This window comes from Anaerobiospirillum sp. NML120449 (genome assembly GCF_023051105.1).
Classification (GTDB): Bacteria; Pseudomonadota; Gammaproteobacteria; order Enterobacterales; family Succinivibrionaceae; genus Anaerobiospirillum.
The window spans coordinates 76,336-101,905 of sequence record NZ_JALKIL010000002.1; the positions used below are offsets into that span (position 1 = coordinate 76,336).

The 25,570-nt window shown below is 50.9% G+C and carries 20 protein-coding genes; 7 read left to right on the forward strand and 13 right to left on the reverse strand.

Annotated features, from left to right (window positions below):
• Positions 1–423: 423 nt before the first annotated feature.
• Positions 424–2,511 carry a signal recognition particle-docking protein FtsY gene (ftsY, locus tag MXE41_RS01065; protein WP_247099056.1) on the reverse strand — a complete coding sequence of 696 codons (2,088 nt, stop codon included), beginning with the start codon at positions 2,509–2,511 and terminating at the stop codon, positions 424–426.
• A gap of 356 nt (positions 2,512–2,867) precedes the next feature.
• Here ftsY and rsmD point away from each other — a divergent pair, with 356 nt between their 5' ends.
• Positions 2,868–3,443 carry a 16S rRNA (guanine(966)-N(2))-methyltransferase RsmD gene (gene rsmD, locus MXE41_RS01070; protein ID WP_247099057.1) on the forward strand — a complete coding sequence of 192 codons (576 nt, stop codon included), beginning with the start codon at positions 2,868–2,870 and terminating at the stop codon, positions 3,441–3,443.
• A gap of 622 nt (positions 3,444–4,065) precedes the next feature.
• Here the strand turns inward: rsmD and MXE41_RS01075 are convergent.
• From MXE41_RS01075 to rsmG, 12 genes are all read right to left on the reverse strand, one after another.
• Positions 4,066–4,494 (reverse strand): F0F1 ATP synthase subunit epsilon, encoded by a 429-nt coding sequence (locus MXE41_RS01075; protein ID WP_246977035.1) that lies wholly within the window; start codon positions 4,492–4,494, stop codon positions 4,066–4,068.
• A 15-nt stretch (positions 4,495–4,509) separates the two neighbouring features.
• Positions 4,510–5,925: a F0F1 ATP synthase subunit beta gene (gene atpD, locus MXE41_RS01080; RefSeq protein WP_246977037.1), complete on the reverse strand. Its 1,416-nt coding sequence runs from the start codon at positions 5,923–5,925 to the stop codon at positions 4,510–4,512.
• Between the two features lie 18 nt (positions 5,926–5,943).
• On the reverse strand, positions 5,944–6,807 hold the full coding sequence (gene atpG / locus MXE41_RS01085; protein WP_246977039.1) for a F0F1 ATP synthase subunit gamma: 864 nt from the start codon (positions 6,805–6,807) through the stop codon (positions 5,944–5,946).
• Between the two features lie 10 nt (positions 6,808–6,817).
• Positions 6,818–8,359 (reverse strand): F0F1 ATP synthase subunit alpha, encoded by a 1,542-nt coding sequence (atpA, locus tag MXE41_RS01090; RefSeq protein WP_246977041.1) that lies wholly within the window; start codon positions 8,357–8,359, stop codon positions 6,818–6,820.
• Positions 8,360–8,375: 16 nt separating this feature from the next.
• The gene (locus MXE41_RS01095) at positions 8,376–8,906 is read right to left on the reverse strand and encodes a F0F1 ATP synthase subunit delta (RefSeq protein WP_246977043.1); all 531 of its coding nucleotides are present in this window, start codon (positions 8,904–8,906) and stop codon (positions 8,376–8,378) included.
• Between the two features lie 15 nt (positions 8,907–8,921).
• Positions 8,922–9,392, reverse strand: coding sequence for a F0F1 ATP synthase subunit B (gene atpF, locus MXE41_RS01100; protein WP_246977045.1), 471 nt, complete (start codon positions 9,390–9,392; stop codon positions 8,922–8,924).
• Positions 9,393–9,423: 31 nt separating this feature from the next.
• Positions 9,424–9,645, reverse strand: coding sequence for a F0F1 ATP synthase subunit C (gene atpE, locus MXE41_RS01105; RefSeq protein ID WP_246909920.1), 222 nt, complete (start codon positions 9,643–9,645; stop codon positions 9,424–9,426).
• 235 nt (positions 9,646–9,880) lie between these two features.
• Positions 9,881–10,840 carry a F0F1 ATP synthase subunit A gene (gene atpB / locus MXE41_RS01110; RefSeq protein ID WP_246977047.1) on the reverse strand — a complete coding sequence of 320 codons (960 nt, stop codon included), beginning with the start codon at positions 10,838–10,840 and terminating at the stop codon, positions 9,881–9,883.
• 2,212 nt (positions 10,841–13,052) lie between these two features.
• Complete coding sequence (locus MXE41_RS01115) at positions 13,053–13,814, reverse strand: hypothetical protein (RefSeq protein WP_247099058.1); 762 nt, start codon at positions 13,812–13,814, stop codon at positions 13,053–13,055.
• Positions 13,815–13,949: 135 nt separating this feature from the next.
• Positions 13,950–15,662: a ParB/RepB/Spo0J family partition protein gene (locus MXE41_RS01120; protein WP_247099059.1), complete on the reverse strand. Its 1,713-nt coding sequence runs from the start codon at positions 15,660–15,662 to the stop codon at positions 13,950–13,952.
• 356 nt (positions 15,663–16,018) lie between these two features.
• Positions 16,019–16,798 carry a ParA family protein gene (locus MXE41_RS01125; RefSeq protein WP_246977054.1) on the reverse strand — a complete coding sequence of 260 codons (780 nt, stop codon included), beginning with the start codon at positions 16,796–16,798 and terminating at the stop codon, positions 16,019–16,021.
• A gap of 360 nt (positions 16,799–17,158) precedes the next feature.
• A complete protein-coding gene (gene rsmG / locus MXE41_RS01130; protein ID WP_246977056.1) occupies positions 17,159–17,821 on the reverse strand; it encodes a 16S rRNA (guanine(527)-N(7))-methyltransferase RsmG in 663 nt (220 codons plus the stop codon).
• 2,204 nt (positions 17,822–20,025) lie between these two features.
• On the opposite strand from rsmG, the gene MXE41_RS01135 reads away from it, so the two are divergent.
• The 6 genes from MXE41_RS01135 (at position 20,026) to MXE41_RS01160 (ending at position 25,558) form a co-directional block, all read left to right on the forward strand.
• Positions 20,026–20,637, forward strand: coding sequence for a fumarylacetoacetate hydrolase family protein (locus tag MXE41_RS01135; protein ID WP_246977058.1), 612 nt, complete (start codon positions 20,026–20,028; stop codon positions 20,635–20,637).
• A 9-nt stretch (positions 20,638–20,646) separates the two neighbouring features.
• Positions 20,647–21,420 (forward strand): fumarylacetoacetate hydrolase family protein, encoded by a 774-nt coding sequence (locus tag MXE41_RS01140; protein WP_246977060.1) that lies wholly within the window; start codon positions 20,647–20,649, stop codon positions 21,418–21,420.
• Positions 21,420–22,883: a 5-carboxymethyl-2-hydroxymuconate semialdehyde dehydrogenase gene (hpaE, locus tag MXE41_RS01145; protein ID WP_246977062.1), complete on the forward strand. Its 1,464-nt coding sequence runs from the start codon at positions 21,420–21,422 to the stop codon at positions 22,881–22,883. Before MXE41_RS01140 ends, hpaE begins: the two co-directional genes overlap by 1 nt.
• Before the next feature lie 36 nt (positions 22,884–22,919).
• Entirely contained in the window at positions 22,920–23,795 is an 876-nt protein-coding gene (gene hpaD / locus MXE41_RS01150) for a 3,4-dihydroxyphenylacetate 2,3-dioxygenase (protein ID WP_247099060.1), read from the forward strand.
• Between the two features lie 11 nt (positions 23,796–23,806).
• Positions 23,807–24,193, forward strand: a complete 387-nt coding sequence (locus MXE41_RS01155) for a 5-carboxymethyl-2-hydroxymuconate Delta-isomerase (RefSeq protein WP_246977066.1) — start codon at positions 23,807–23,809, stop codon at positions 24,191–24,193.
• A 159-nt stretch (positions 24,194–24,352) separates the two neighbouring features.
• Positions 24,353–25,558, forward strand: a complete 1,206-nt coding sequence (locus tag MXE41_RS01160; RefSeq protein ID WP_247073748.1) for a Bcr/CflA family multidrug efflux MFS transporter — start codon at positions 24,353–24,355, stop codon at positions 25,556–25,558.
• Positions 25,559–25,570: the final 12 nt, after the last annotated feature.

The window sequence follows — 25,570 nt, forward strand, 5'->3', positions numbered from 1 at the left end:
GAACACTGCACTGAACACCAGAGTTTTTCAAAGTCAGTAAAAATACGAAGACAAAAGAGGCTTAGGCCCTTATGAACAGTCCCACAATTTATAAACTGTATTTAATATAGTTCACACACATTAAGCCAGGAAGTTCATTTAGAAAGTGCCTAGTATTGCACTTATTTATCGACATGAGCATATAACTGATCATTTTTTGCAACTGGATAATGCGGTTTTTGTAAAAACAGCATTCCCAGGCCATTTGTTAAGCTGTGAACTTGCTCACAAAATTTAAAATGCCCGTAATTTGGGCAGTCTGACGCCCATAACAGCAGTAAAAAAGGGGAGCCGCACAGGCTCCCCTTTCTCCTGGTACTTAAACGAAAAGTGCCAGACATGTATTAGAAAAACTAATAGTTAATTTTATGATAAACAGGCTGTTTAGCGCTTTTCTTCTTCTACCAGGGCATCAACAAATGGCTCGACCTTGAACTCACGCAGGTCCTCGGCCTTCTCACCTATGCCGACAAAGCGGATTGGGATTTTGAACATGTTGGCCAGATTGAAGATCACACCGCCTTTGGCAGAGCCGTCGAGCTTGGTAAGGGTAAGTCCTGTTACCTTCACAGCTTCAGTAAAGATCTTGGTCTGAGACACGGCATTCTGACCTGTGGCAGCATCAAGTACCAGCATGGTCTCATGAGGAAGCTCAGGATCGATCTTCTGCATGACGCGGACAATCTTGGAAAGCTCATCCATAAGATGGCTCTTGTTCTGGAGACGACCTGCGGTATCGCAGATCAGTACATCCATACCACGGGCCTTGGCAGCATTAACGGCATCAAAGATAACCGAGGCACTGTCAGAACCGGTTGCCTGAGCAATAACAGGCACATTGGCACGCTCACCCCACTCCTTTAACTGCTCAACAGCAGCGGCACGGAAGGTATCACCGGCAGCGAGCATGACCTTGAGGCCCTGGTCCTGATATTTGCGGGCCAGCTTGCCAATGGTAGTGGTCTTACCGGCACCGTTGACGCCAACCATGAGGATGACAAAAGGCGTGCGATCATAAACTACCAGCGGCTTTTCGCACGGATCGAGAATATCGTAAAGAATGTATCTGAGGTTGTTACGCAAGGCACCGGCATCGCGAAGGTCACGAACACGGGACTCATCACGCAGACGCTCGATAACCTCCATGGAGGTCTCAACACCAAGGTCAGCAGTTAACAGCGCAGTTTCCAGGTCATCATAAAGATCATCATCAATCTTGCGACCGAAGATCAGCGAGCTGACACCAAAGGCAAGGTTGTCGCGGGTCTTCTTAAGACGGCTGAAGAAAGACTTGCGCTCTTCCTGGATGGCTTCCTTTTCCTTGCTCTCGTCCTGCTTTTCCTGCTTTTCTCTGGCCTTGCGCTCCTCCTCAGCAGCTGCAGCCTCAGCTGCTGCTGCGGCCTCAGCCTCAGCTGCAGCGGCGGCTTCAGCCTTGGCCTTTAAGGCTCGCTTGCCACGGGCACGCACCGGCGCGGCCTTATCGCCCTTCTGAGCCTCATCCCCATCAACTGCCTCAGCAGCATCACCAGCTTCAGACTCAGCCTTAGCCTCAGCATCAGCGGCAGCTTCAGCTTCTTCAGCGGCACGACGCTCAGCCTCAAGACGCTGCTGTTCAGCCTTCTCGGCGGCGATGCGGGCTGCCTCGGCGTCAGCTTCTTCAGCTGCACGGCGCTCGGCTTCGAGGCGCTCCTGCTCAGCTTTTTCAGCTGCAATGCGGGCAGCCTCGGCGGCAGCTTCCTCAGCAGCACGGCGCTCGGCTTCGAGGCGCTCCTGCTCAGCCTTTTCAGCGGCGATGCGGGCTGCCTCGGCGGCAGCTTCTTCAGCGGCACGGCGCTCAGCCTCAAGACGCTCCTGTTCAGCCTTTTCAGCGGCGATACGGGCAGCCTCAGCAGCTGCCTCTTCAGCAGCACGGCGCTCAGCCTCAAGACGCTCCTGTTCAGCCTTTTCAGCGGCGATGCGGGCTGCCTCGGCGGCAGCTTCTTCAGCTGCACGGCGCTCAGCCTCAAGACGCTCCTGTTCAGCCTTTTCAGCGGCGATACGGGCAGCCTCAGCTTCAGCTGCTGCGGCTGCAGCGGCGGCTGCGGCCTGTTCCTGCTCAATATTACTTGCAACAGAGGCTGCCCCGGCGGATGGGGCTGCTGGAGAAGAACCGGCAGTATCAGTCTTCTCTATGGCCTTGGAGCTGTCGCAAGATGGCTCTTTTTTTTCGGCTTGCTCAACCTGATCGGCAATGGAGTCGATATCGCGGGAGTGCAGCTCCCTGTCGGCTCCAACGCTGTCTTCAGCAAAGACAGATTCATTATCCTCAGCAGGGCTGAAACGCTCTTTTGCCTTCTCTTCAGTGGCAATGGAATCAGCTATAGGCTGATCATCCTGATCAATTCCTGCAGATAAGTTTTTCTCTTCAAGCTGGGACTGTGACTCGTCCTGCTTTTTCTTATTTCTGCCGAAAAGTTTTGAAAAAAATCCCATGCTAATTACTTTCCACTTAGATTGCTCTGGCAGCACTGTGCATCAACAGTCTGCAGGGCCCTGAGGCCTGCAGCAGGGCTGCAGCCTGGATTAATCCTGTCCTCAGAGCCGGTAACTGCAGGCAGTCATGCCGCCTGATCGGATGAGGCTGCTCTCCTTTTTTTGACTATCGTCAGATATCAAATCAGGATAAATTAATACAACAAAGGCCTGAAAATGGCCTGAAACAGCGATTATTATAGCGAAATTGCCTGATCTTTACGAAAAATGGCATAAAATCAGACTTTATGGCGATCCACTGCCATCATATGGACATTGGTGTCCTGTAACCCACCTGCAAGATTAAGGACTCAGCATTGGCATACGACAATAAAATCCGCATTATCGGCGGCATCCTGAAAGGACGTAAGCTTGAGGTTATCGACATGGATGGTCTTCGTCCTACCACCTCAAGGGTAAGAGAGACTGTATTTAACTGGCTTCAGGACCGCACTGCCAATGCCAGAGTGCTCGATCTCTTCGCCGGCTCAGCCGCCCTGGGCCTTGAGGCCCTGTCACGCGGAGCCCGCGATCTGGTGCTGGTAGAAAAGGATGCGGACAACGCCGCCGTGCTCAAAAGCCAGATTGACTCTCTGCCTGAGCTTAAGGGCACTACAGTGCAGCTCATCAAAGGCGATGCCCTTGAGTATCTGCGCTCATCTCCCAAGGGTCAGGGCTTTGATCTGATTTTCCTTGATCCGCCTTTTGACAGCGATCTGCTGGAACCTGCTGTGGAGCTCATAATGGAGCGAGAGCTGCTCAATGAAAACGGCATTGTCTACGTTGAAATGGGCTCAGCCCGCAAAAAGAATCTGCTTGGTCTGAGCATGATTCGTGATGACCAGATAGGTCAGTGCCACTTTGGCATTTACGAAAAAAGCTTTTTCTTCTGATACCTCACAGCCCCTCTTACATGCATCCTCCCTGCATGAGTGCTCAATGGTCGGTGCCGTTGCCCGTGCCTGATGAGTCTTGCCGGTGCACGTGCGCAGACTCAGTTACCTGGAATGCGGGCTTAACACTGTCCTGAAATCAATGGCTTATGTTCCGGTTCTGTTCGGGTTGTGATCGACCACTATCGGTTATGAGCCAGACTTTCGCTCGGTGTTGGTTCTACCTCAGCTTGGGGTTTTGACGACCTCCGCTCTGAGTGTGTTCGACTTATCTTTGGGAGTGTTTGACCGCTGTTTGGGAAGTGCTCTGCTTCCGTCTGGTGATTGCTTGACCGCTGTTTGGGAAGAGCTCTGTTTACGTCTGGTGATTGCTCGACCGCTGTTTGGGAAGTGCTCTGTTTACGTCTGGTGATTGTTCGGCGGGCGTTCGGGGTGTGTTCGGGATGTGTTAGGGATTTGGCTGTGATGGGGATGTTCGGATACTGTTCGGAGTCGTAACGGGGTTGGGCTCAGATTAAAGGCGAAAAAAAAGGGATCTTGCGATCCCTTTTTTTGGCTTTGATAAGCCCTGCATGCCCTGAGGCCTTGCAGAGCAGGAACACAGTTATGTGCTCCCCTGTTATCAGCGCCTGCGTGAGCGTGCGAGCTCGACCACTTTGAGCTGGGCCATGGCTTCTGACAGCTTGATGAAGGCCTGAGTGTAGTCCTTATCACCTGCATTGGCACGGGAAATGGCCTCACGTGCATTACGCATTGCTTCCTGGGCCTTGGCCTCGTCAATGTCATCAGCACGCAGAGCAGTATCAGCCAGAACGGTTACGTCCTCAGGCTGAACCTCTAAAATACCACCGGCAAGATAAATCTGATCCTGCTTTCCATCAGCGTCAACCAGGGAAACCATGCCTGACTTGATGGTGGTAATTAAAGGAGTGTGGCCATGGCGGATACCTAACTCACCTTCAGAACCAGTAATGGACATGGCTCTGACGCGGCCGGAATACAAACTGCCAACACCACTGACGACGTTGAGATGGAAAGTAATCTCTTCCATGCGTCAATCCTCCCTTTATAAGCTCTTGGCCTTCTCTACGACTTCCTCGATTGAGCCAACCATGTAGAAAGCCTGCTCAGGTAAGTTGTCGTACTCACCATTGATGATGCCCTTGAAGCCACGGATGGTGTCCTTCAGGGAAACATACTTGCCTGGAGAGCCGGTGAACACTTCAGCTACGCTGAATGGCTGAGACAGGAAACGCTCAATCTTACGGGCACGGGCCACAGTAAGCTTGTCATCCTCAGAGAGCTCGTCCATACCGAGAATGGCGATAATGTCCTTGAGCTCCTTGTAACGCTGCAGAATGGTCTGAACGCCACGGGCAACATCGTAGTGATCCTGACCTACAACGAGAGGATCGAGCTGACGAGAGGTGGAGTCAAGAGGGTCCACAGCAGGATAAATACCCAGAGAGGCAATCTGACGTGATAATACGATGGTTGCGTCAAGGTGAGCGAAGGTGGTTGCAGGGCTTGGATCGGTAAGATCGTCAGCAGGTACGTATACAGCCTGAATGGAAGTAATGGAACCCTTCTTGGTAGAAGCAATACGCTCCTGCAGGGCACCCATTTCCTCAGCCAGAGTTGGCTGATAACCTACGGCTGATGGCATACGGCCCAGCAGAGCGGATACCTCAGTACCGGCCAGGGTGTAACGGTAGATGTTGTCGATGAACAACAGCACGTCCTTACCCTCGTCACGGAACTTCTCAGCAACGGTCAGACCGGTTAAGGCTACACGCAGACGGTTGCCAGGTGGCTCGTTCATCTGGCCGTAAACCATTGATACCTTGTCCAGAACCTTGGACTCTTCCATCTCGTGATAGAAGTCGTTACCCTCACGGGTACGCTCACCTACACCGGTGAACACGGACAGACCGGAGTGGGCCTTGGCGATGTTGTTGATAAGCTCCATCATGTTAACGGTCTTACCTACACCAGCACCACCGAACAGACCTACCTTACCACCCTTGGCGAAAGGACAGATCAGGTCGATAACCTTAATACCGGTTTCGAGAATCTCGGTTGTGGATGACTGCTCGGCATAAGTAGGGGCACCACGGTGAATAACCCAGCGCTCCTGCTCGCCGATTGGGCCGGCCTCGTCTACAGGCTCGCCCAGTACGTTCATAATACGGCCCAGAGTGGCGGCGCCTACTGGAACCTTAATACCGTCACCGGTATTAACAGCTACCAGACCACGGCTTAAACCGTCAGATGAACCCATGGCGATACAACGTACTACACCGCCACCGATTTGCTGCTGCACTTCAAGAGTGATGTCCTGACGCTGTTTGCCGTCACCCTTAATCTCAAGTGCGTCGTAAAGCTCCGGAATTGAGTTCTCAGCAAACTCAACGTCCACAACAGCGCCGATGATCTGCACAATAGTGCCCTTTTCACCAGCACGTTTTCTAGCTTCTGCCATTTTTTATCCTCAAAAAAATTAGACCGCAGAGGCACCGGATACGATGTCGTTAAGCTCCATCGTAATACCTGCCTGACGTGCTTTGTTATATTCAAGCTGCAGATCGCTGACAAGGGCATCGGCGTTATCTGTAGCTGCTTTCATAGCCACCATACGGGCTGCCTGCTCACTGGCAAGGTTCTCAAGCACAGCCTGATAAACCATCTGCTGAATATAACGATCTAAAACTACATGTAAAATGATAGCCGGATCAGGTTCGTAAATGTAATCCCAGTGGTTCTTCTTGATGTTCTCGTCATCTGTCATTGGCAGAGGGAGAAGCTGAACTACCATTGGGAGCTGCACCATGGTGTTCTTAAAGCCGTTGAAGCAGAGATTGATCTTGTCTACTTCACCATTTAAGTACGCCTCGGTCATCACCTTAATAGCACCTACCAGCTTGTCAGGAGAAGGCTCATCGCCAAAGCCGGCATGCTGGGCAATAATGTCCATGCCTGCACGGGCAAAGAAGGCGTTGGCCTTGCTGCCTAACAATACGGTCTTAACGCCCTTTCCGCTGTTAATAGTGCTCTTCATGTCATTGAGAGTCTTACGGAAAAGGTTGATGTTAAGACCACCACACAGGCCACGATCGGTAGAAACGATGATATAACCAACGTTCTTTACCTCACGCTCGACCATGTATGGGTGGCGATATTCAGTGTGACCAGCAGCAATGTGACCGATAATTCGGTTAAGAGCCTGAGAGTATGGACGTGAGGAGCTCATTTTCTCCTGGGCACGTCTCATCTTTGATGCGGCTACCATTTGCATAGCACTGGTGATCTTCTGAGTGCTTTTAACACTGGCGATCTTAGTGCGTATTTCTTTTGCGCCGGCCATATTAGGGCTCCTACCAGGTTTGTGATGACTTGAACTCAGTGATTAAATCGTTGAGAGTCTTGACGATCTCATCGTTGTAATCAGGGTTGGCCTCAAGGCCACTTAAGAAGTCACCATACTTCTGGCGGGCAAACTCTAACAGGGCAGATTCAAATGACAGAATCTTGGAAAGCTCAACATCCTCAAGGAAGCCACGCTCAGCTGCGAAAATAATCAGACCCTGCTCAGCAACAGTTAATGGAGAGAACTGCTTCTGCTTCATGAGTTCGGTTACTTTCTGACCGTGGTCGAGCTGCTTGCGGGTTGCATCATCAAGGTCAGAGGAGAACTGGGCGAATGCTGCCAGTTCGCGGTACTGAGCCAGAGCGGTACGAATACCACCAGAGAGCTTCTTGATGAGCTTGGTCTGAGCTGCACCACCTACACGGGATACGGAAATACCTGGATCAACAGCTGGGCGTACGCCAGAGTTGAACAGTGAGGAGGTAAGGAAGATCTGACCGTCGGTAATGGAAATTACGTTGGTAGGAATGAACGCAGACACGTCACCGGCCTGAGTTTCAATAATTGGCAGTGCGGTTAAGGAACCGGTTCTGCCCTTGACCTTACCACCTGACAGAGCCTCCAGGTACTCGGCGTTAACACGGGAGGCACGCTCGAGTAAGCGGGAGTGCAGGTAGAATACGTCACCTGGGAAAGCCTCACGGCCTGGTGGACGACGTAACAGCAGAGAAATCTGACGATAGGCAACAGCGTGCTTGGACAGATCGTCATAGATGATCAGAGCGTCTTCGCCCTGGTCCATGAAGAACTCACCCATGGCACAGCCGGCATATGGGGCGATGTACTGTAAGGCGGCAGTATCTGAAGCAGAAGCGGCAACGATGATGGTGTTGTCCAGAGCACCGTGCTCTTCGAGCTTTCTTACTACGCCGGCAATGGTAGAAGCCTTCTGACCAATTGCAACATAAATACAGCGAACGCCGTAGTTCTTCTGGTTAATGATGGTGTCGATAGCCAGAGCAGTCTTACCTACCTGACGGTCACCAATGATAAGCTCACGCTGACCACGACCGATAGGGATCATGGCGTCAACGGCCTTATAACCAGTCTGAATTGGCTGAGATACGCCCTGACGTGCAATAACGCCTGGAGCGATCTTTTCTACTGGGTAGAAAGCGGTCTTCTCAATAGGACCCTTGCCGTCGATAGGCTCACCCAGAGTGTTTACAACGCGGCCCAGCAGTGCGTTGCCAACTGGTACTTCAAGAATACGGCCGGTGCTGCGGACCTTCATACCCTCAGATAAGTGAGTGTATGGGCCCATCACGATGGCACCAACAGAGTCACGCTCAAGGTTTAAAGCCAGACCGAACAGACCTTCGCCGAAGTCCAGCATTTCACCCTGCATAACGTTGGAAAGGCCGTGAATACGTACGATACCATCGTTTACGGAGACGATGGTGCCTTCATCACGTGCCTCTGTGACAACCTTAAATTGCTCGATGCGCTTTTTGATGAGATCGGCAATTTCAGTTGAATTTAATTGCATTTACATTTCCCCTGCTTTACTTGAGGGTTGAAGACAATCTACTCAGGTTAGTCTTGACGCTGCCGTCAATGACTTCATCTCCGATACGGATGATGACACCGCCCATGATGGAAGGATCGATGGTACGGGTGAGATTTACCTTGACCTTGTACCTGGCCTCCAGCTTGGCAACGATAGCTTGTTCATCTTCCTTTGCCAGAGGACGGGCAGTCACGATCTCAACGACGCGGACTTGCATGAAGTCGTCGCGTAACCTGATAAATTCCTGACAGATTTCAGGGAGAACCTCAAAACGATTGTTCTCACCAATTACATAGACGAAGTTCTGTGCTTTCTCGTCAAGAAGATCACCTAAAAGCTCAATCAGAAGCTTTGCCGCAGCCTCATGAGTACTGGCCTCAGAGATCATGTAGGCAAACTGCTCATGAGACATGGCGCAGGAAAGAGCCTCAAGGGCCTTTGACCAGCTGTCAAAGGTCTTGTCCTGTCGGGCAATTTCAAAAGCTGCCTGAGCATAAGGTCTTGCGATAGTTAGGTTCTCAGCCAATGCTTTCACCTCACTTTACAAGGAATCAACAATCTTCTTGACCATTTGATGATCAGAGCTTGCATCCATTTTCTTATCAAGAATTTTCTCCGCACCAGCAACGGCCAGGGCGATAACTTCAGCACGTAATTCCTCACGGGCCTTGTTAGTCTCTGACTCGATCACAGCCTTTGCAGACTCGATGATGCGGTTCTTCTCGTTAGTAGCTTCTTCAGTAGCACGGTCCAGAATCATTGAGCGCTGCATGTTTGCCTCATCAATGATCTTCTGAGCTTCTTCCTTAGCCTTGTGTAAGGTGTCAGCTGCATTAGACTTTGCTATCTCAAGGTTTCTTTTAGCCTTTTCGGCATTGGCAAGACCATCGGCAATTTCTTTCTGCCTTTTTTCAAGGGCGCTCATTAATGGTGGCCATACATATTTCATGCATAAGACCACAAAAATGAAGAATGCAACGGCTTGACCTAAAAAAGTAGCATTAATTTCCAAGGTTCAGCTCCTTGCTAAAACAGTGTTTAGCTTAAGCAGCGAACAGGAGGTACATGCCAAGACCTACACCGATCATAGGAATAGCGTCAACAAGACCCATCACAATGAAGAACTGAGTACGGAGTAATGGAAGTAAATCTGGCTGACGGGCAGAACCCTCTAAGAACTTACCACCTAAGATACCGATACCGATAGCAGCACCAATAGCAGCTAAGCCCATCATAATGCCGGCAGCAAGGATGTTGAGATCCATTTAAATTCTCCTTTTAGAGTACAAATTTTGTGACTGGAGCATATCCCCGGAAAGCCCTCCTGTGCCAGACGAGACGAAAACGGCGGCAGGCTGGCCGGTAACACCGGGTCAGTCATCCATTCCCCTTGAAAATGCATATAAAGTCGGGAAACTTCAGCACTGATGCTTCATGTTGAATAAGTTAGTTATGGTTTTCACCAGAAGGCAGCGGTAAACGTCTGTTCACATCTGCCTGCTAGTCTTCTTCACTGGCCATTGACAGGTAAACGATGGTCAATACCATGAAGATGAAAGCCTGTAAGGTAACAATCAGGATGTGGAATAATGCCCAAGGCACATTCAGTACCCACTGTACCCACCACACCGGAATCAGCGCGATCAGGATGAAGATCATTTCACCTGCGTACATGTTTCCGAAGAGTCGCAGACCGAGGGAAACAGGCTTGGCAAGTAAGGAAACGCCTTCAAGGATCAGGTTGATCGGGGCGAAAGCCCAGTGATGGAACGGATGCAGGGTATAGGTCTTGATGAAACCCTTGACGCCAATGTTGGTGAAAGAGAAGTAGAAAATCAGGAAGAAAACACCAGTGGCCATGGAAAGGGTGATGTTTACGTCAGCTGATGGAACTACTCTGAAGTATGGAACACCAATATAGCTTGCAAATCCAGGCAGGAGGTCGATAGGGAGCAGATCCATCAGGTTCATGAGGAATACCCACATGAAAACTGTCAGAGACAGAGGGGCAATGATGTCGCTCTTTCTCTTGAAGATGGAGGCTACGGATCCCTGTACGAACTCAAAAATCATTTCCACAAAGCACTGAAGCTTGGTAGGCACGCCGGAGCGTGTCTGCTTGGCACCATAGCGGAACAGGCCGATGAAAATCAGACCCAGAACGATGGTGACCAGGAAAGAGTCAAGATTCAGGTGTGCGAAATTGAATAATGAGGCCTCATGCTCGGCAGGAGCGTGATAAGCGATACAGGTGCCCTGTGCCAGATCAGTGAACTTGCACTGCTCGTAACCGGTGATGGCCAGACAGTCAGCCTGACTTCCGGATGCAGCAAGACAGTTCTGATAGGCTGCAGGCTCCTTTGGAATAACGCTGTTTACGATATTGCCGTTTGTGAGATCAACTTGCAGGAATGAAAGGTGGTGTCCAATATACTCTTGAGATGGTGAAGTCTCAGACATAAGATTCTTTAGCTTCCAAGATGAACACGCAAAGAACACATTCACAACAGTACTGCCGCCGGGGCTTCAGGACCGTCAGGTCTGTATTCTTCAATTATTTGATATAAAAGTTGCGCTGACTGATGCCCACCTTGTGGATTATGTCCAGGTCATGGACCGTCTCCGCAGGAGAGCTTTCATTCAGATAAAGTGACGCGTACCAGGTGCTCTTCAGACAATTACCAAAGTTAAAGCTCAGGGCTCTTACTCCAGTATTGGAAAAGACAGCAGCTTTTCATCCTCACAGCCTCATTCTCATGGTTCTTAAGACCTCAAAACCGCATCAATACGTAACTCACTTCAACAGTTCCCTTACATCATGGCTTTATTCACCAGGACCTGGTGCAGTCTCTGCCGTCCCTGTCCTTAATACAGGTTCCCGCATTTAAGCTCTCAACTCTGCATCTGACAGCCCGGTCATGACCTTATGACAAATGTGCGCATTCTGACTGTTCCCGCACTTAAGCTCTCAACAGTCTGATACCGCAATGTCAGTCCGGTGTTTTTCGTCTGATGTAAAAGGCCCCGCTTCCATGCACTAAGTAAGGTACCGGCAAGGGGGTTATAAGGAGAAAAGGCGCGATCTTAAAACAACTTTAATCGACCAAAGAGGACTCAAAGGTTTGCCAACCTTGAATAATTACCGTCTGCCACAGCCCAGGATGCGAAAGACAACTCCCGCCCCCGTACCTGTTAAGCAGCTCAGATAACCACCTGACAGTATGGCTTTATCTGATCGCCTGACATACTTTCACAGCTTCTGTGTCAACAGAAAAAGTGCACCACAACAAACCGGACGCCCTTTCGACAGAAAGTACCATTCGGTTCTGCATCACTGTATTTTCTGTAGAGCAAAGTGAGATGAAATATGCCAGATCTTACTGTCATGTCACCCCGGACATGGCAGTTTCAGCTGCGCTGCGCGACAGGATTTTCCCGTAAAAGGACAGTCCTGTCAGGCCCGAATATTTTACCTGTTTCCAGGAGAAAAAAGGGCCGTTTACGCCTGCACTACCGGCCTTAAAGGACAGGAAATGCTTATAAAATTGAACCTCGTCAAAAATTTAAGCATTACCTTATGTTTGTTTGCTCAAAATTAGCTGTCCGCCTGAGCCTTTGATCAGGAAGGGATAACCAGATGAGCAACCAAACTCCAGTTTGATCTCCATATATGGAGGATCATTTTCCGGCTGGCAGAACGTGCAGTCTGCTACTTTGAAAACTGCGTTATGTAAGGCACTTGATTAAAGGCTAATCAGTGCCGGGGCACATGCTCAAAAGACAGCTGTAGACCTTTATGATCACCTTAATATACCCTCAAAGTAGAAAATTTAGCAATTTCATACGTCACATTGCGTGATCATAAAAGTGCAATAAATTATCATCATAGATACACTCAAATCGCTCCATCAAAGAAAAACTGTGCACGTCATCACATCTCCATCCTGATACATATCCCCCAAAAGTGTTGCCCACCTCATAAAATTTGCTGTCAGATCTGTCCAAAAGTACCAGAGCGAAAAATAAAACTACACTATATTGACCTTTTTACCCCATCTCCAAAAAAGTTCATCATGCGGTTTCGTGCTCACATAATTTGCACTCTTACTGCGCATTATGGCCCGCCAGACTAACAACCGACTGCCCCTCAGCCAGTCACTCCGGCAAGGCACCAGCCCCTGGCGCTGTACTGGATTAGCCATGCTCTCTCCAGCTGCCAGATGGCAGCATGCCAGAGCGTATTAGCGCTGATACGATTGCGAATTTTTATTAACTTTACCGCCACCATGCTCACAGCTCCTGTCTTTTCTGCATCAGGCAAAAGACCACAGGAATAATGCCAGAAGACCATAGAAATAAGGCTCAACAGCCATCAGCCCGCACGCCCCAATCAGCCCCCAATCAGCCCCCAATCAGCCACCAGCGCCCCACACCAGACTGACAGGTCACGCTGGCGTGGTGATTTGACGGCACAGGGCAAGACCAGGAGGAGCCGGCATCCAGCGCCGCCCCAGGCTGGCTGCGCACCAGCTGTTCGTGTGCAGGCAGCACTGCTATTACCCGACCGACAAAACAAAAGAGCCCGACCGTGCTACCTGGGGCATCAGCAGGTAACAGGTCGGGCCCTCTTATCTGGTCCATGGATAAAGGCAGGTGCTGCTCTGCGCTGTGCTTAGCTGCGTACTCCCAGAGACAGAGAGGTCCTCAGGATCTGAACAAACATCACTACGACAAAAGAGGCCATGATCACCAGGGCATTGAGGTCAGTGAACTTGAAGGCGGCCACCAGAATGATGACCATGATGGAGTACTTGAGGATCTCTGCCTTGATGAGGTCATACATGGTCATGCCTGCATGCTGGCCGTGACTGCGGTCTGGGGAGCGGGCAATGGCATTGTAGACAGCTATCGGGACAATCACACCGGCACATCCACAAAGAGATGAGAGCATGAACCATATGGCAGCGCCCATGGCCCCCATGTCAGCAAAGGGACCGGCAAGCTCAGCAAGACGGGAGAGCACCTCAGGGCTGTCAGGAGCCATCTCCTTGAGAGCTGATGAGGCCTTGGCAAAGCCAGCGAAGGCTGAGCCAAAAATACAGAAGATACTGACCTGAATCATAAAGATGATGCTGCTTAGTCCTGGCTGCCTGCGGCTTAGCTCAAGCGCCTCCTCATAGGAGATCTTGCGGGCTGGAACACCATAATCATCATTATCCACATCATCCCAGCCGCTGCCCTTGCCGGCGCCAGCAGCACGCCCACTGGCTTGCCCAGAGCTGGCCTGCGGAGCAGCGTCCTGCGGGGCACTTGCCTGCCGTGAGCAGGCCTGAGCGGCACCGGCTGCAGTGGCGGCGTCTGCCCTGGTGAGTTCTGGCGCCTGCTGGGCACTGCTGTCAGGTGTATATGTCTGGGAGTTATCTTGCTGTTGCATGGTTATTTGCTTGATTGAAGATGATCCATCCCGGTGTGGGCAGTGCCTGGTGGCCGGGCTGTGAAAATGCACAGGCCCTGCCCTGTTGAGCCATTACGCTCAATAAGGCAGGGCCTGAAAAGATGTCAGGGATTATCAGTCGTTATGAGGCTGCAGACCCAGCATGGTAAGGAGGGCAAAAAGCTCATGCTCGTCCTCGTAGCTTAAGGTGAGCTTGCCCTTGCCGCCGCGACCGGTCTTGAACTTGGCGCGCGGACCGCGCATTCGCATGTTCAGAGTCTTTTCCAGAGCCTGGAAGTTCAGGTCCTTGAGCGCCTCGCCTTCACTGGGGGAGCTTTTGGCCTCCTCAGCCTGACGGGCAGCAATCTTCTTGGCAAACTCCTTTACAAAGCTTTCGGTGGCACGCACTGACAGACCGCGTTCAATTACCACCTGACAGGCCTCACTTTGAGCAGTTCCGCTTAATGACAGCAGCACCTTGGCATGTCCAAGGTCAATCTGACCTGCACGCAGGGCCGCCATAGCCTCATCTTCAAGTTTGAGCACACGCAGATAGTTGGCCACGGCAGAGCGTGACTTGCAGACGCTGCGAGCTACCTCTTCCTGGGTCATGCCGCATTCCTGCATCATCTGATCAAAGGCAATTGCCAGTTCAACAGGGTTGAGGTTTTCACGCTGAATGTTTTCGATAAGGGCTATGGCATAGGCCTTTTCATCTACAACATCACGCACCAGACATGGAATTGCATCCATACCCAGCATACGTGCAGCACGATAACGACGCTCACCACAGATAATCTCAAAGAAACCGCTGTCGGTACGCTGAACAATCAGAGGCTCAAGCAGACCGTGCTCCTTGATGGAGGTAGCAAGCTCAATAATAGCCTCATCATCAAAGCTGTGACGTGGCTGGTAGGCTGATGGCTTGAGCAGCTCAAGCTTGACGTTAAGTACCAGATGATTATCCGATGCCTCAGATCCGGCAGCATTCACTGCTGCCATGGCGCTGCTGCCAAAGCCGGCACGGGAGCTGGCAATGGTGGACAGCTCACTGCCATCTCGCAATTCCTGAGCGCTGACAGCCTCACGGGCAAGGGAGGACACAGCAGAAGTCTTTTCACTGTGAGCCTTCTCACTGACCACAGCAGCAGTCACTGCAGCTGAACTTTCAGCACTGTCAGGCAGCTCAGCATCAGTCTCATGGTCAGCGCCTTGATGCACATCAGTCTGTGCAGGGACCTGCTGTGCAGCCATGGTTTTCTCTTGAGCTACGCCCTTTGCTGCGGATGCCTTGCCGGCAGCATCTGTCTTTCCTGCTGCAGTTGTCCTGCCTGCAGCAGCTTTCTTTTTGGATCCGGACTTTGAAGTCCCGGCCTGAACAGCAGCCGGGGCCACAGCCTCGGCTGCAGCGTCAGCTACTGCGGCTGCTTTGGTGCTGCTTCTGGATGCAGGCTTTGCGTCTGCATCCACGGCGCCGGCAGCAGCCTTGCCAGCTGACTTTGCACCTGCAGAGGCTGCGCTCTTGCCGCCTGCCTTTACAGAGTTACTGGCAGTTGCCTTTTCAGCAGTCTTATCAGAGGATTTGGCTGCAGATTTGACCGGAGCTTTGGCTGTAGCTTTGGCCGGAGTGTTGGCCTTTGATTTTGCCTGGGACCTGCTCTGAGACTTTGTCTGTTCTCCGGACTTTGCCTGTTCCTGATCCGCGCCTTTGTCAGCATCAGCTCGTCCTGCCAGGGAACGGCTGAGCAGATCATTTACATATGACTCAGCTGCAGACTTGCCACTGCGTGACTTCTTCTCGCTGCTGTCACTGATTAAAGTGCCTAAACTTCTGCCTAAGCCAGCCATGATTTTGCTCCCTGATTCTGTCCTGAACCACCACGGGTCACGTGCACAGCTGCAGCTGTCAGCAGGCACAGTAATACCGCTAATGATAAAGGAACAGAGCTGAAAAGAGTGATTAATGAAAAGGGGATGGGATCTGTACAGTGCCGCCCGTCATTCATGGGGACATTACCTGTTATCTCACGCCATTGCTGTCACAGCTTTATGGCACATCAGTTACAGGATTGCAGCTGCTGCATCTGCAGGAGCGCCGCTGGTGACGGGACAGGCCATCCTGGGCCTCAGATCAGCCCGCGCATGTGATTTCAGGCGGGCAGGTCAGAAAGGAAAGTCTGACCGTGAATACTGTTAATACTGTCTTAAGAGCTTGAGGCCAGCAGTTCCTTTTCCAGGATCTCTGCTGCCAGAGCTACATATGCCTTGGCACCGGCACAGCTGCGGTCATAGAACACAGCAGGTTTGCCATAGCTTGGGGCCTCAGCAAGGCGTACATTACGCGGAATAATAGTACGGTAAACGAGGTCGCCAAAGCTGTTCTGCAGATCGTTGGACACGTCCTGAGACAGGCGGTTGCGGTTATCGTACATGGTTCTGAGAATGCCTTCGATTCTGATATGAGGATTGACCTCACGGCCGAGCTTGTCCACGGTATCAATCAGCAGAGTCAGACCTTCAAGGGCAAAGTACTCACACTGGATAGGAACCATGATGCTGTTGGCTGCACACATGGCATTGATGGACAGGTAGTTAAGGGATGGCGGACAGTCAATAAAGACGTAATCATAATTGTCCTTGATAGGCTCAAGGGCATTTTTGAGTCTTACCTCACGGGACATGGAGTCACGAAGTTTGAACTCGGCTGCAACCAGCTCATCATCAGCAGGAATCAGGTGATAGGCGCCGTTGGTTTCGGTGACAAGGGCGCTCATGGCGTCAGCACCGTCAATGAGTACATGGCGCACAGAGCACTCTACTCTGTACTTGTTAATACCCGATCCCATGGTGGCATTACCCTGTGGGTCGGCATCAATGACTAAAACCTTCTTATCCATCAGTGCCAGAGAGGCAGCAAGGTTGATGCAGGTGGTAGTTTTACCCACACCACCTTTTTGATTAGAGATTGCGATGATTTTAGCCATAACATTTCCTATCCGTTGACGGCTCTGATTACTGTCAGTACTGATAACGGCAGATCCTGTCTCTGCCTGATGGGCAGATGAACCTGTGCCCGGTCAGATAAATGCCTGCGACTGCAGGCTGTGCCGGTGGCACTGCTGCAGGCGCATCCTGAATCAGCAGCAGCTTCTGTATGCAGCTGACGGAGCTTTAAGAGCAGGCCCCATGTCCCCCTGGCCTTGATGAGCAAGATCCGATCCTCAAGTGCAAACCTCAGGGATATGACCTGCTTTGTTATCTGTCTTTCCAGCCTGCAAAGCTGACATCATTTCAGTGAGCAATGCTACAGGGGATTATCCGGTCAGGCAGAGGAAGAAGTCCGATCAGGCGTGACTTAGAACTACCGCCTGACGGCGGGCGTCAAGCTCAGGAACTTTGAGTTCTTCGATCCTTTCTATTTTAACAGTTTCAGGAACATCCTGAATTTCACTGTCTTCGAGGTTGGCTTTCATGGCTACCATACGGCCTGACCTGTCCAGCAGGGGCAGACACCATGAAATCATACGCTCCAGAGGAGCAAAGGCACGGCTGACGATAACGTCAAAAGGCTCATGCTCAATCTCTTCACAGCGCTTGTTGATAAGCTCGACATTGGCAAGCTTAAGCCTTGTGACCACCTGACGGACAAAGGAAAGCTTCTTGCCCACTGAATCGATGAGAGTAAAGTTCAGATCAGGATTCATAATGGCCAGCACCAGTCCTGGGAAGCCTGCACCTGTACCAACATCGGCTACGCTCTTCACGCCCTCAACTGATCTGACTACAGGACAGACTGCGGCGCTGTCGAGAATATGCAGAATGGCCATCTGATCCACATCCTTGATGGCAGTGAGATTGAGAGCGGCGTTCCAGGTATTGAGCATTTCCAGAAGAATGGTCAGCTGCTCAATCTGAGCCTCACTGATCTCAAGTGAGGTCTGAGCAAAAAGTCCGGTCAGACGCTCCCTGCACTGATCAAAGGAAAAAGGGGCAGCTTTCTTGGCCATAGAAAATCCTGATGATGAACTCAAAATCAAAAAAATGTCGAACCACCTGGTCAGGGATAATGGTCCCTAACAGGGGTCCTGGATATCAGATCTGACTGAGGCCTCAGGCCCATATGTCCTGGGAGAAAAATACCTGGCAGTAAAAACTGACGCTCAGCTGCATTAAGAACATTAAGAGCATCAAAAATGCCAGTGCCCTGTACCAATAAGCAGACCTGCAGAGCATTGTCATCACTGCTCAGGCTCTAAACTGCTAATTACAGGGGCAATATCAGAGCTGATTCCAAACCCCTGATCATAACAGCCACAGTGATATTTTCCTAGGAAAACAGCCAACCCTACACCCACCTGACGCGCCAGGCTGCGTCAAAGCCCACCATGCTGCACTCACAGCCCACATTGCTGCAGCCAGCGCACTTCCGCAGCAAAAGCTCTCCTGCCAGCAGTTAGCCACGCTCCCCCTAATATCGCCCCTGGTGCATGCCATAAGACAGGCAGGTCCTCCTAAGCACGGCCATACCTGCTTGCAGGCAATGACTGGCAATGGCAGGCAATACCACGCACCTGACCATCAAACTGCCGCCCGTGTCAGCCCATGGCTGACTCAATCCCTGATACCGACTCTCCCCAAAAACCCAAGTGCCTGCTCATGATGTTTATGCTGTCAGCAGATCGGAACGTGTCAGTACGTCTATATATTGTTGATGCCGGCTGACAGCCTGACAGCCTGACACTGGTATTGCAGTGACTCGCTGGCGAACCTGAAGCCGCATTGAGCGCTGCTGCTTTTGATGCAGCAGAATGATCTGTTGCGATTCGGGGCAGATAACAATAAGGGATGTCAGGGGCTGTCCCTGAGGCCATGTCCCGGCTTTTATATGTTGTTATAGCTCAGGACAGAGGGCGAGCGCTGCGTATCCTGCAGCCAGGCGTATGACTTATTGGATCTTGCAGGCTGTGATGCCACTGGAAAGATGCAGCTGGGGAACACGCAGTATGGGTAAGCCGCATTTGAATTTGCAGCCAGGGATGCTCCCTGAAAGATGCCGCCGGGGAACACGCAGTACGGGGAAGCCGCATTTGGATTTGCAGCCAGGGATGCTCCTGGAAAGAGTCCGCTTGGAAACACGCAGTACGGGTAAGCCGCATTTGGATTTGCAGCCAGGGATGCTCCTGGTAACACGCTGCACTGGTATGTCACCGGGGGACAGGCAGACTGGACATGAGCAGGGCGGTTAATGGGGCCGATTTCGGTGTGATTTGCACGAAGCGGAAATTTTATTGGGCGCAAATGGCGTAGTGACGGGGTTTTAGAGGGGTGTTGAGCTTGGATCCATGTTAGCGGAAAGTGATCCGGATCATGCCGGACAGGATGTTCTTATGGACATAATTACTTCCATACAAGTGTATGAGCGGGCGCTGATATATTGCGCCTTTTTCGAGGAGAGCGGTCATCTTTTGCGCTCCGTGATGCTCTGCTTATGGTTTTGACACAAAGTTTTTCTTTAACAACATGAGGCCCGGGCATTCTAAAAGCCGTGAGCACACTCCCTGGTTGTTTAACAAAATGGTACTTTTCGGTGGAATTTGCCCATTTTGAGAAGATCTGTGCAGAGCAGGCTGTGTATACATGTCCATGAATTTTTCGCTGTATGAATCCGGGAGGGTCAACAGTGACATGAGGCACTGCTGTTTGTTGGCCAAAACGTCATATTTATGCCGAAAATGCGCCTGTTTGCGGGGAGGTGACGGGGCCTGTTGAGCAGCTGTACAGGCCATGAGCAGACGGGTTCTGACTACTCCTCAAAAAGTACCGGTTTACACCCCTAAAGTGCCAGTGATGGTACCTTTTATCTGAAAAATTGCACTTTTGGATCTTATGGCACTGATATTCAATTAAGATTTTTTTATCAACTTGACGGACAAAAGTTTTTGCCATGTGTAAAAGTTTTTACCTCAAGCCTGGATCCAGGCTGGGGGTGTCAGGTACGTCGATGGCGCTGCCACGTGCTTTGTGGCTTTGTTAAGCTTGTTTAATATTCACATCTTTTTATCGGTTATCTGCAAAACATTATCGAAAAAATCACTAAAAAAATGCTGCCTGGAAATTGGATTTTGTGGGGCTTATGTCACATATCCGGGCGTACAGGATCGGTAAATTAATTTAAAACAATCAATTTTCTTAACATGAGGTCTTGAACCAGATGTCTCCAAATGTATTTGCCATTGCATTGAACCACCAGAGCCAGATGGATCATTGGCATGATGCTTTTCTTGAGCCTCCATACAAGGAGCTGCCTAAGAAGGCCGTATGGTTTATCAAGCCACGCAATACCCACAACGTAAATAACGGAGAGATTGTTCTCGATCCTGCAGAGCAGTACTACTCCGGCGGCACCTTTGCCATCGTCATTGGCAAGAAAGCTTCCAGAATCAAGGCAGAGGACGCCTGCGAATATATCGAAGGCTTCGCGCTTGCCAACGAAATTTCCCTTGCAGAAGAGTCTTTCTACCGTCCTGCCATCAAGGCCAAGTGCCAGGACAACTCCTGCCCTGTAGGTTCAGTTGCCAAAGTCTGCGTTGCCAGCATCGACATTGAAACCTGGATCAATGGCGAGAAGGTTGACTGCTACAACACCAGCGGTTTTATCCGCAATGCAGGACAGATTCTCGAGGCCCTTACCGACTTTGCCACCCTTGAGGTGGGCGACATGGTGCTCATGGGCACCCCTCAGAAGCGCGTTGCTATCAAGAGCGGCGACAAAGTTGAAATCAAGGCTCAGGGTTTTGAAACTCTGGTCACCTTTGCAAAGTAAGGAGCAGTCATGAGAAAGGCTAAGGTTTTATATAAGGGTTCCGTATACCAGGGCTACATCGATGACAGCGAAGTGCTCACCGATGACAGGAGCCAGGAAAAGATCGATCTCAAAAGCGATGAGGTCAAATTCCTGCCTCCATGTCAGGGCACCATGTTCGCTCTTGGTCTGAACTACGCTGACCATGCTGCTGAGCTCGATTTCAAGCCACCTGAGGAGCCATTAATCTTCTTAAAGGGCAACAACACCCTTACCGGACACAAGGGCGTTACCGTACGTCCTGACAATGTTGATTACATGCACTACGAGTGCGAACTGGTTGTGGTCATTGGAAAGAAGTGCCGTAACGTCTCTGAAGCTGAGGCCATGGATTATGTAGGCGGTTACACAGTATGTAACGACTACGCTATCCGTGACTACCTGGAGAATTACTACCGCCCTAACCTGCGTGTGAAGTGCCGTGATACCTGCACCCCTACAGGTCCATGGATTGTCGATCGTGACGATGTTGCCGATCCGCACAACCTCACTGTCCGCACCTACGTAAACGGTGAGCTGCGTCAGGAAGGAACCACAAAGGACATCATTTTCTCCATTCCTTTCCTTATCTCCTACCTGTCAGCCTTCATGACCTTAAACGAGGGTGACATGATTGCCACCGGCACACCAAAGGGCCTGTCAGACGTCAAGCATGGCGACTTTGTTGAAGTAGAGGTCGAAGGCGTAGGCCGCCTTGCCAACACCATAATTACCCAGAAGCAATATGAGGAGACCTTTCAATAATGATGAAAGTAAATCACTGGATTAACGGACAGAACGTAACCTCCGACGAGTACTTTGATGACATCAATCCGGCTACCGGTGAGGTTATTGCCGAGGTTGCCTCCGGCGGTGCCAGAGAAGTTGATGCTGCCGTAGCTGCTGCCAGGGAAGCTTTCCCAAAGTGGGCCGCCACCCCAATGAAAGAGCGTGCCCGCCTGATGCGCAAGCTCGGTGAGCTCATTGACCAGAACGTCGACAAAATTGCTGAACTGGAGACCATGGACACCGGTCTGCCAATTCACCAGACCCGTAATGTCTTAATTCCACGTGCCTCCCACAACTTCGAGTTCTTTGCCGAAGTCTGTCAGCAGATGAACGGCCGTACCTATCCTGTGGACAACAAGATGATGAACTACACCCTGCTTCAGCCAGTTGGTGTATGTGCCCTTGTTTCCCCATGGAACGTACCTTTCATGACCGGCACCTGGAAGACCGCTCCATGTCTTGCTCTGGGTAACACTGCTGTTCTCAAAATGTCCGAGCTCTCTCCTCTGACTGCTGATTTCCTGGGTCAGCTGGTAAATGAAGCCGGCATTCCAAAGGGTGTATTCAATATCGTTCAGGGCTACGGCGCCACTGCCGGTGACGCTCTGGTACGTCACAAGGATGTCCGCGCTGTTTCCTTCACCGGCGGCACCAAAACCGGCCGCGCCATCATGCAGAACGCCGGCATCAAGAAGTACTCCATGGAGCTGGGCGGCAAGTCTCCTGTGCTCATTTTCGAGGATGCTGACATTGAGCGCGCCATGGACGCAGCCCTGTTCACCATCTTCTCCATCAATGGTGAGCGCTGCACCGCAGGTTCGCGTATCTTTATTCAGAAGAGCATCTACGCTGACTTCGTCCAGAAGTTTGCCGAACGCGCCAGGCGTCTTATCGTAGGCGACCCTGCCGACTTCAACACCCAGGTAGGCTGCATGATCTCCAGGCAGCACTACGACAAGGTAACCGGCTACATCAAGATCGGTATGGAAGAGGGTGCAACTCTGCTCGCCGGTGGTCTGGAGCGTCCTGATGTTCCAGAGCATCTGAAGAATGGCAACTTCATCCGCCCTACTGTCTTTGCCGATGTTAACAACAACATGCGCATTGCTCAGGAAGAAATCTTTGGCCCTGTAGTCTGCCTCATCCCATTTGAGGACGAGGAAGAGGGTCTGCGCCTTGCCAACGACGTCGAATACGGTCTGGCCTCCTATGTATGGACTCAGGATATTTCCAAGATTCTGCGTATCTCCTCAAAGATCGAAGCCGGCATGGTATTCGTCAATACTCAGAATGTTCGCGACCTGCGTCAGCCATTCGGTGGCATCAAAGCCTCCGGTGTTGGCCGCGAGGGAGGTGAGTACAGCTTTGAGGTATTTGCCGAAGTTAAGAACGTATGTATCTCCTTTGGCGATCACCCTATCCCACGCTGGGGTGTATAAGAGTTTTCAGGCTCATACAAAAAGAGGATTTGATCTATGGGCAAACTTGCTTACGCAGTTAAAGCTACACACGTACCATCACTTTACTTATCAGAGCTCCCAGGCAAGCACCACGGCTGCCGCCAGGCTGCCATCGATGCTCTGCAGGAGATGGGCCGCCGCATGAAGGAAAAAGGCGTCGATACTGTAATCGTGTTCGACACCCACTGGCTGGTTAACTCCGCCTACCACATCAACTGTGGTGCACACTTCAAGGGCACCTATACCTCCAACGAGCTGCCTCACTTCATTCACGATATGGAGTTTGAGCACACCGGAAACCCTGAGCTTGGCATGATGATCGCTGAAGAGGCAAAGAAACTGGGCGTGCGAGCCATGGGCCACAAGATTGACTCTCTTGAGCTCGAGTACGCCACCCTGGTTCCAATGCGCTACATGAAAATGGGCGGTTACGAGTTCAAGGTAGTTTCCATTGCTGCTTTCCTGACCTCCCATGAGCATGCTGACTCCAGAAAGATCGGTGAGGCCATCATCAGCGCCATTGAGAAGTATGACGGTACTGTGGGTGTTATTGCCTCAGGATCCCTGTCTCACTACTTCATTCCTGATCACCGTGCCGAAGAGGGCATGGATGCATTCACCAACGAGTTCAACAGGCATGTTGACGAGAAGGTGGTCGAGATGTGGAAAGAAGGCCGCTTTAAGGAGTTCTGCGCAATGATTCCTGAGTATGCAGTTCACTGCCAGGGTGAAGGTGCTATGCACGACACAGTAATGCTGCTGGGCATGCTTGGCTGGGACAGATACTCAGAGAAGGTGGAGATTTTATGCGATCTCTTCCCAAGCTCCGGCACCGGCCAGATTGTGGCCGAGTTCCCAATCCCTGAATACCTCAGGGATCGAGTAGGTTAACAGAGGACTTTATGCCGCACTTTATCGCTGAATGTACAGATAACATCAAAGAGGAAGCCCGTCTTCCTGAGCTCTTTGCCAAGGTCAACAAGGCAATGGCTGACACAGGTGTCTTTCCTTTAGGAGGTATCCGCTCCAGAGCCATCTGGCTGGATACCTGGCAGATGGCTGACGGAGCCCACGACTATGCCTTTGTTCATATGACTCTGAAAATCGGAGCCGGTCGTGATCTGGAGACCCGCAAGCAGGCCGGTCAGATGATCTTTGATCTCATTACCGGGCACTTTGCCGAACTTCAGGAAAAGCGGCTGCTGGCACTGTCTTTCACCATGGAAGAGCTTGATCCTGTACTAAACTTTAAGAAAAACAACGTACATGCTTTCTTAAAGAAATCCTGATAAAGGGCATTTGCCCGTCTGGCACATGTCATGGACAGGTGCCAGAGCCAGAGCACCGTGCCACAGGGCACGGGCCGGGCCTTGCTGCATGCATACGGGCAGGCCCTGCTTTATGTACGTATTGGACAGTTATTAACAGCATTACAGGAAAGTGAAATCATGCCAAAACCATTTGAAGGAGATCCACATAAATTCTTTATTCCTTTGCTGGGCTCACTGGTAGCTTTTGGTCCCATGTCAATTGACATGTATCTGCCGGCTCTTCCGGCTATTGCCAAAGATCTCGGTGCCAGCCAGGCTCAGATGCAGCATTCACTCTCTGCTTTCTTCTTTGGCTTCTGTATAGCCATGCTTATCTACGGCCCAATCTCCGATGTGATTGGTCGCCGCAAACTGCTGATAGCCGGACTTATGATTTTCGTATGTTCATCATTTACCCTGGCTTTCGCACCCAACGCTGAATTATTTGTGTTCCTGCGCTTTACGCAGGCTTTTGGATCGGCAGCAGCAATCGTTATGGCGCGCGCCATTGCCCGGGACTGTTACCACCCGAAGACATTGCCGCGGGTCATGTCGCTTATGACTCTGGTAACCATGGTTGCGCCGCTGGCAGCACCAATCATAGGTGGTTACGTACTTTACTTTGCCTCATGGAGAGCCATTTTCATTACGCTGACGATAATCGGACTGCTGGCCTTCTGCATCATCATCTTTGTGCTGCCGGAGACCCTCAGGGAGACCGAGGACGACAAGGGCATTATCCTGACATCGTTTAAAAACTACATAACCCTGATCAAATCGCCATCAGATATGGGCATTATCGGTGTCTTTGCTTTCTCTTTTGGCGCCATGTTCGCCTTTATTGCAGGCTCTCCTTTTGTTTATATAGAGTATTTCAAAGTACCCGAGCAGTACTACGGATATCTGTTCCTGCTCAATGTTCTGGGCATGATTGCCATGCTCGTTTTGAACATGAAACTGCTCAAAAAGTACAAATTAAGAAAAATTATTCTGTTTCAGACCTCATTTCAGCTTATTTCTGGCATTTTGCTGTTCATTTTCAACGAAAGTAACCTGACCACAATTGTCGTCTGCATAGTTCTTTTCATATCCATGACCAATGCTCTGGGCGCAAACTCACTGTCCCTGCTGCTCAGTCAAAGGGGCGAAATGGCGGGAAGTGCAACCTCTCTGGCGGTATCTTCACAGTTCGCTCTGGGATGTCTGGCCTCATATCTTGTGTCAATCCTGCAGGACGACACCCCGTTTGCAATGACATTAATAATGTTAATACTTGCTTTTATCTCTTTTATTCATCAGTTCATGATTCGAAGAGATACCCCCGACGAAAAGCAAACAAATTAATCAGGAGATTAT

Bases quoted from the DNA above. Each gene is read 5' to 3' on its own strand.
- MXE41_RS01155 (WP_246977066.1), top strand. From the start codon at position 23,807: ATGCCGCACTTTATCGCTGAATGTACAGATAACATCAAAGAGGAAGCC.
- ftsY (WP_247099056.1), bottom strand. From the start codon at position 2,511: ATGGGATTTTTTTCAAAACTTTTCGGCAGAAATAAGAAAAAGCAGGAC.
- rsmG (WP_246977056.1), bottom strand. From the start codon at position 17,821: ATGGCCAAGAAAGCTGCCCCTTTTTCCTTTGATCAGTGCAGGGAGCGT.
- hpaD (WP_247099060.1), top strand. From the start codon at position 22,920: ATGGGCAAACTTGCTTACGCAGTTAAAGCTACACACGTACCATCACTT.
- atpB (WP_246977047.1), bottom strand. From the start codon at position 10,840: ATGTCTGAGACTTCACCATCTCAAGAGTATATTGGACACCACCTTTCA.
- MXE41_RS01120 (WP_247099059.1), bottom strand. From the start codon at position 15,662: ATGGCTGGCTTAGGCAGAAGTTTAGGCACTTTAATCAGTGACAGCAGC.
- MXE41_RS01160 (WP_247073748.1), top strand. From the start codon at position 24,353: ATGCCAAAACCATTTGAAGGAGATCCACATAAATTCTTTATTCCTTTG.
- MXE41_RS01140 (WP_246977060.1), top strand. From the start codon at position 20,647: ATGAGAAAGGCTAAGGTTTTATATAAGGGTTCCGTATACCAGGGCTAC.
- atpE (WP_246909920.1), bottom strand. From the start codon at position 9,645: ATGGATCTCAACATCCTTGCTGCCGGCATTATGATGGGCTTAGCTGCT.
- atpA (WP_246977041.1), bottom strand. From the start codon at position 8,359: ATGCAATTAAATTCAACTGAAATTGCCGATCTCATCAAAAAGCGCATC.
- atpD (WP_246977037.1), bottom strand. From the start codon at position 5,925: ATGGCAGAAGCTAGAAAACGTGCTGGTGAAAAGGGCACTATTGTGCAG.
- MXE41_RS01125 (WP_246977054.1), bottom strand. From the start codon at position 16,798: ATGGCTAAAATCATCGCAATCTCTAATCAAAAAGGTGGTGTGGGTAAA.
- atpG (WP_246977039.1), bottom strand. From the start codon at position 6,807: ATGGCCGGCGCAAAAGAAATACGCACTAAGATCGCCAGTGTTAAAAGC.
- hpaE (WP_246977062.1), top strand. From the start codon at position 21,420: ATGATGAAAGTAAATCACTGGATTAACGGACAGAACGTAACCTCCGAC.
- MXE41_RS01075 (WP_246977035.1), bottom strand. From the start codon at position 4,494: ATGGAAGAGATTACTTTCCATCTCAACGTCGTCAGTGGTGTTGGCAGT.
- MXE41_RS01115 (WP_247099058.1), bottom strand. From the start codon at position 13,814: ATGCAACAGCAAGATAACTCCCAGACATATACACCTGACAGCAGTGCC.
- MXE41_RS01135 (WP_246977058.1), top strand. From the start codon at position 20,026: ATGTCTCCAAATGTATTTGCCATTGCATTGAACCACCAGAGCCAGATG.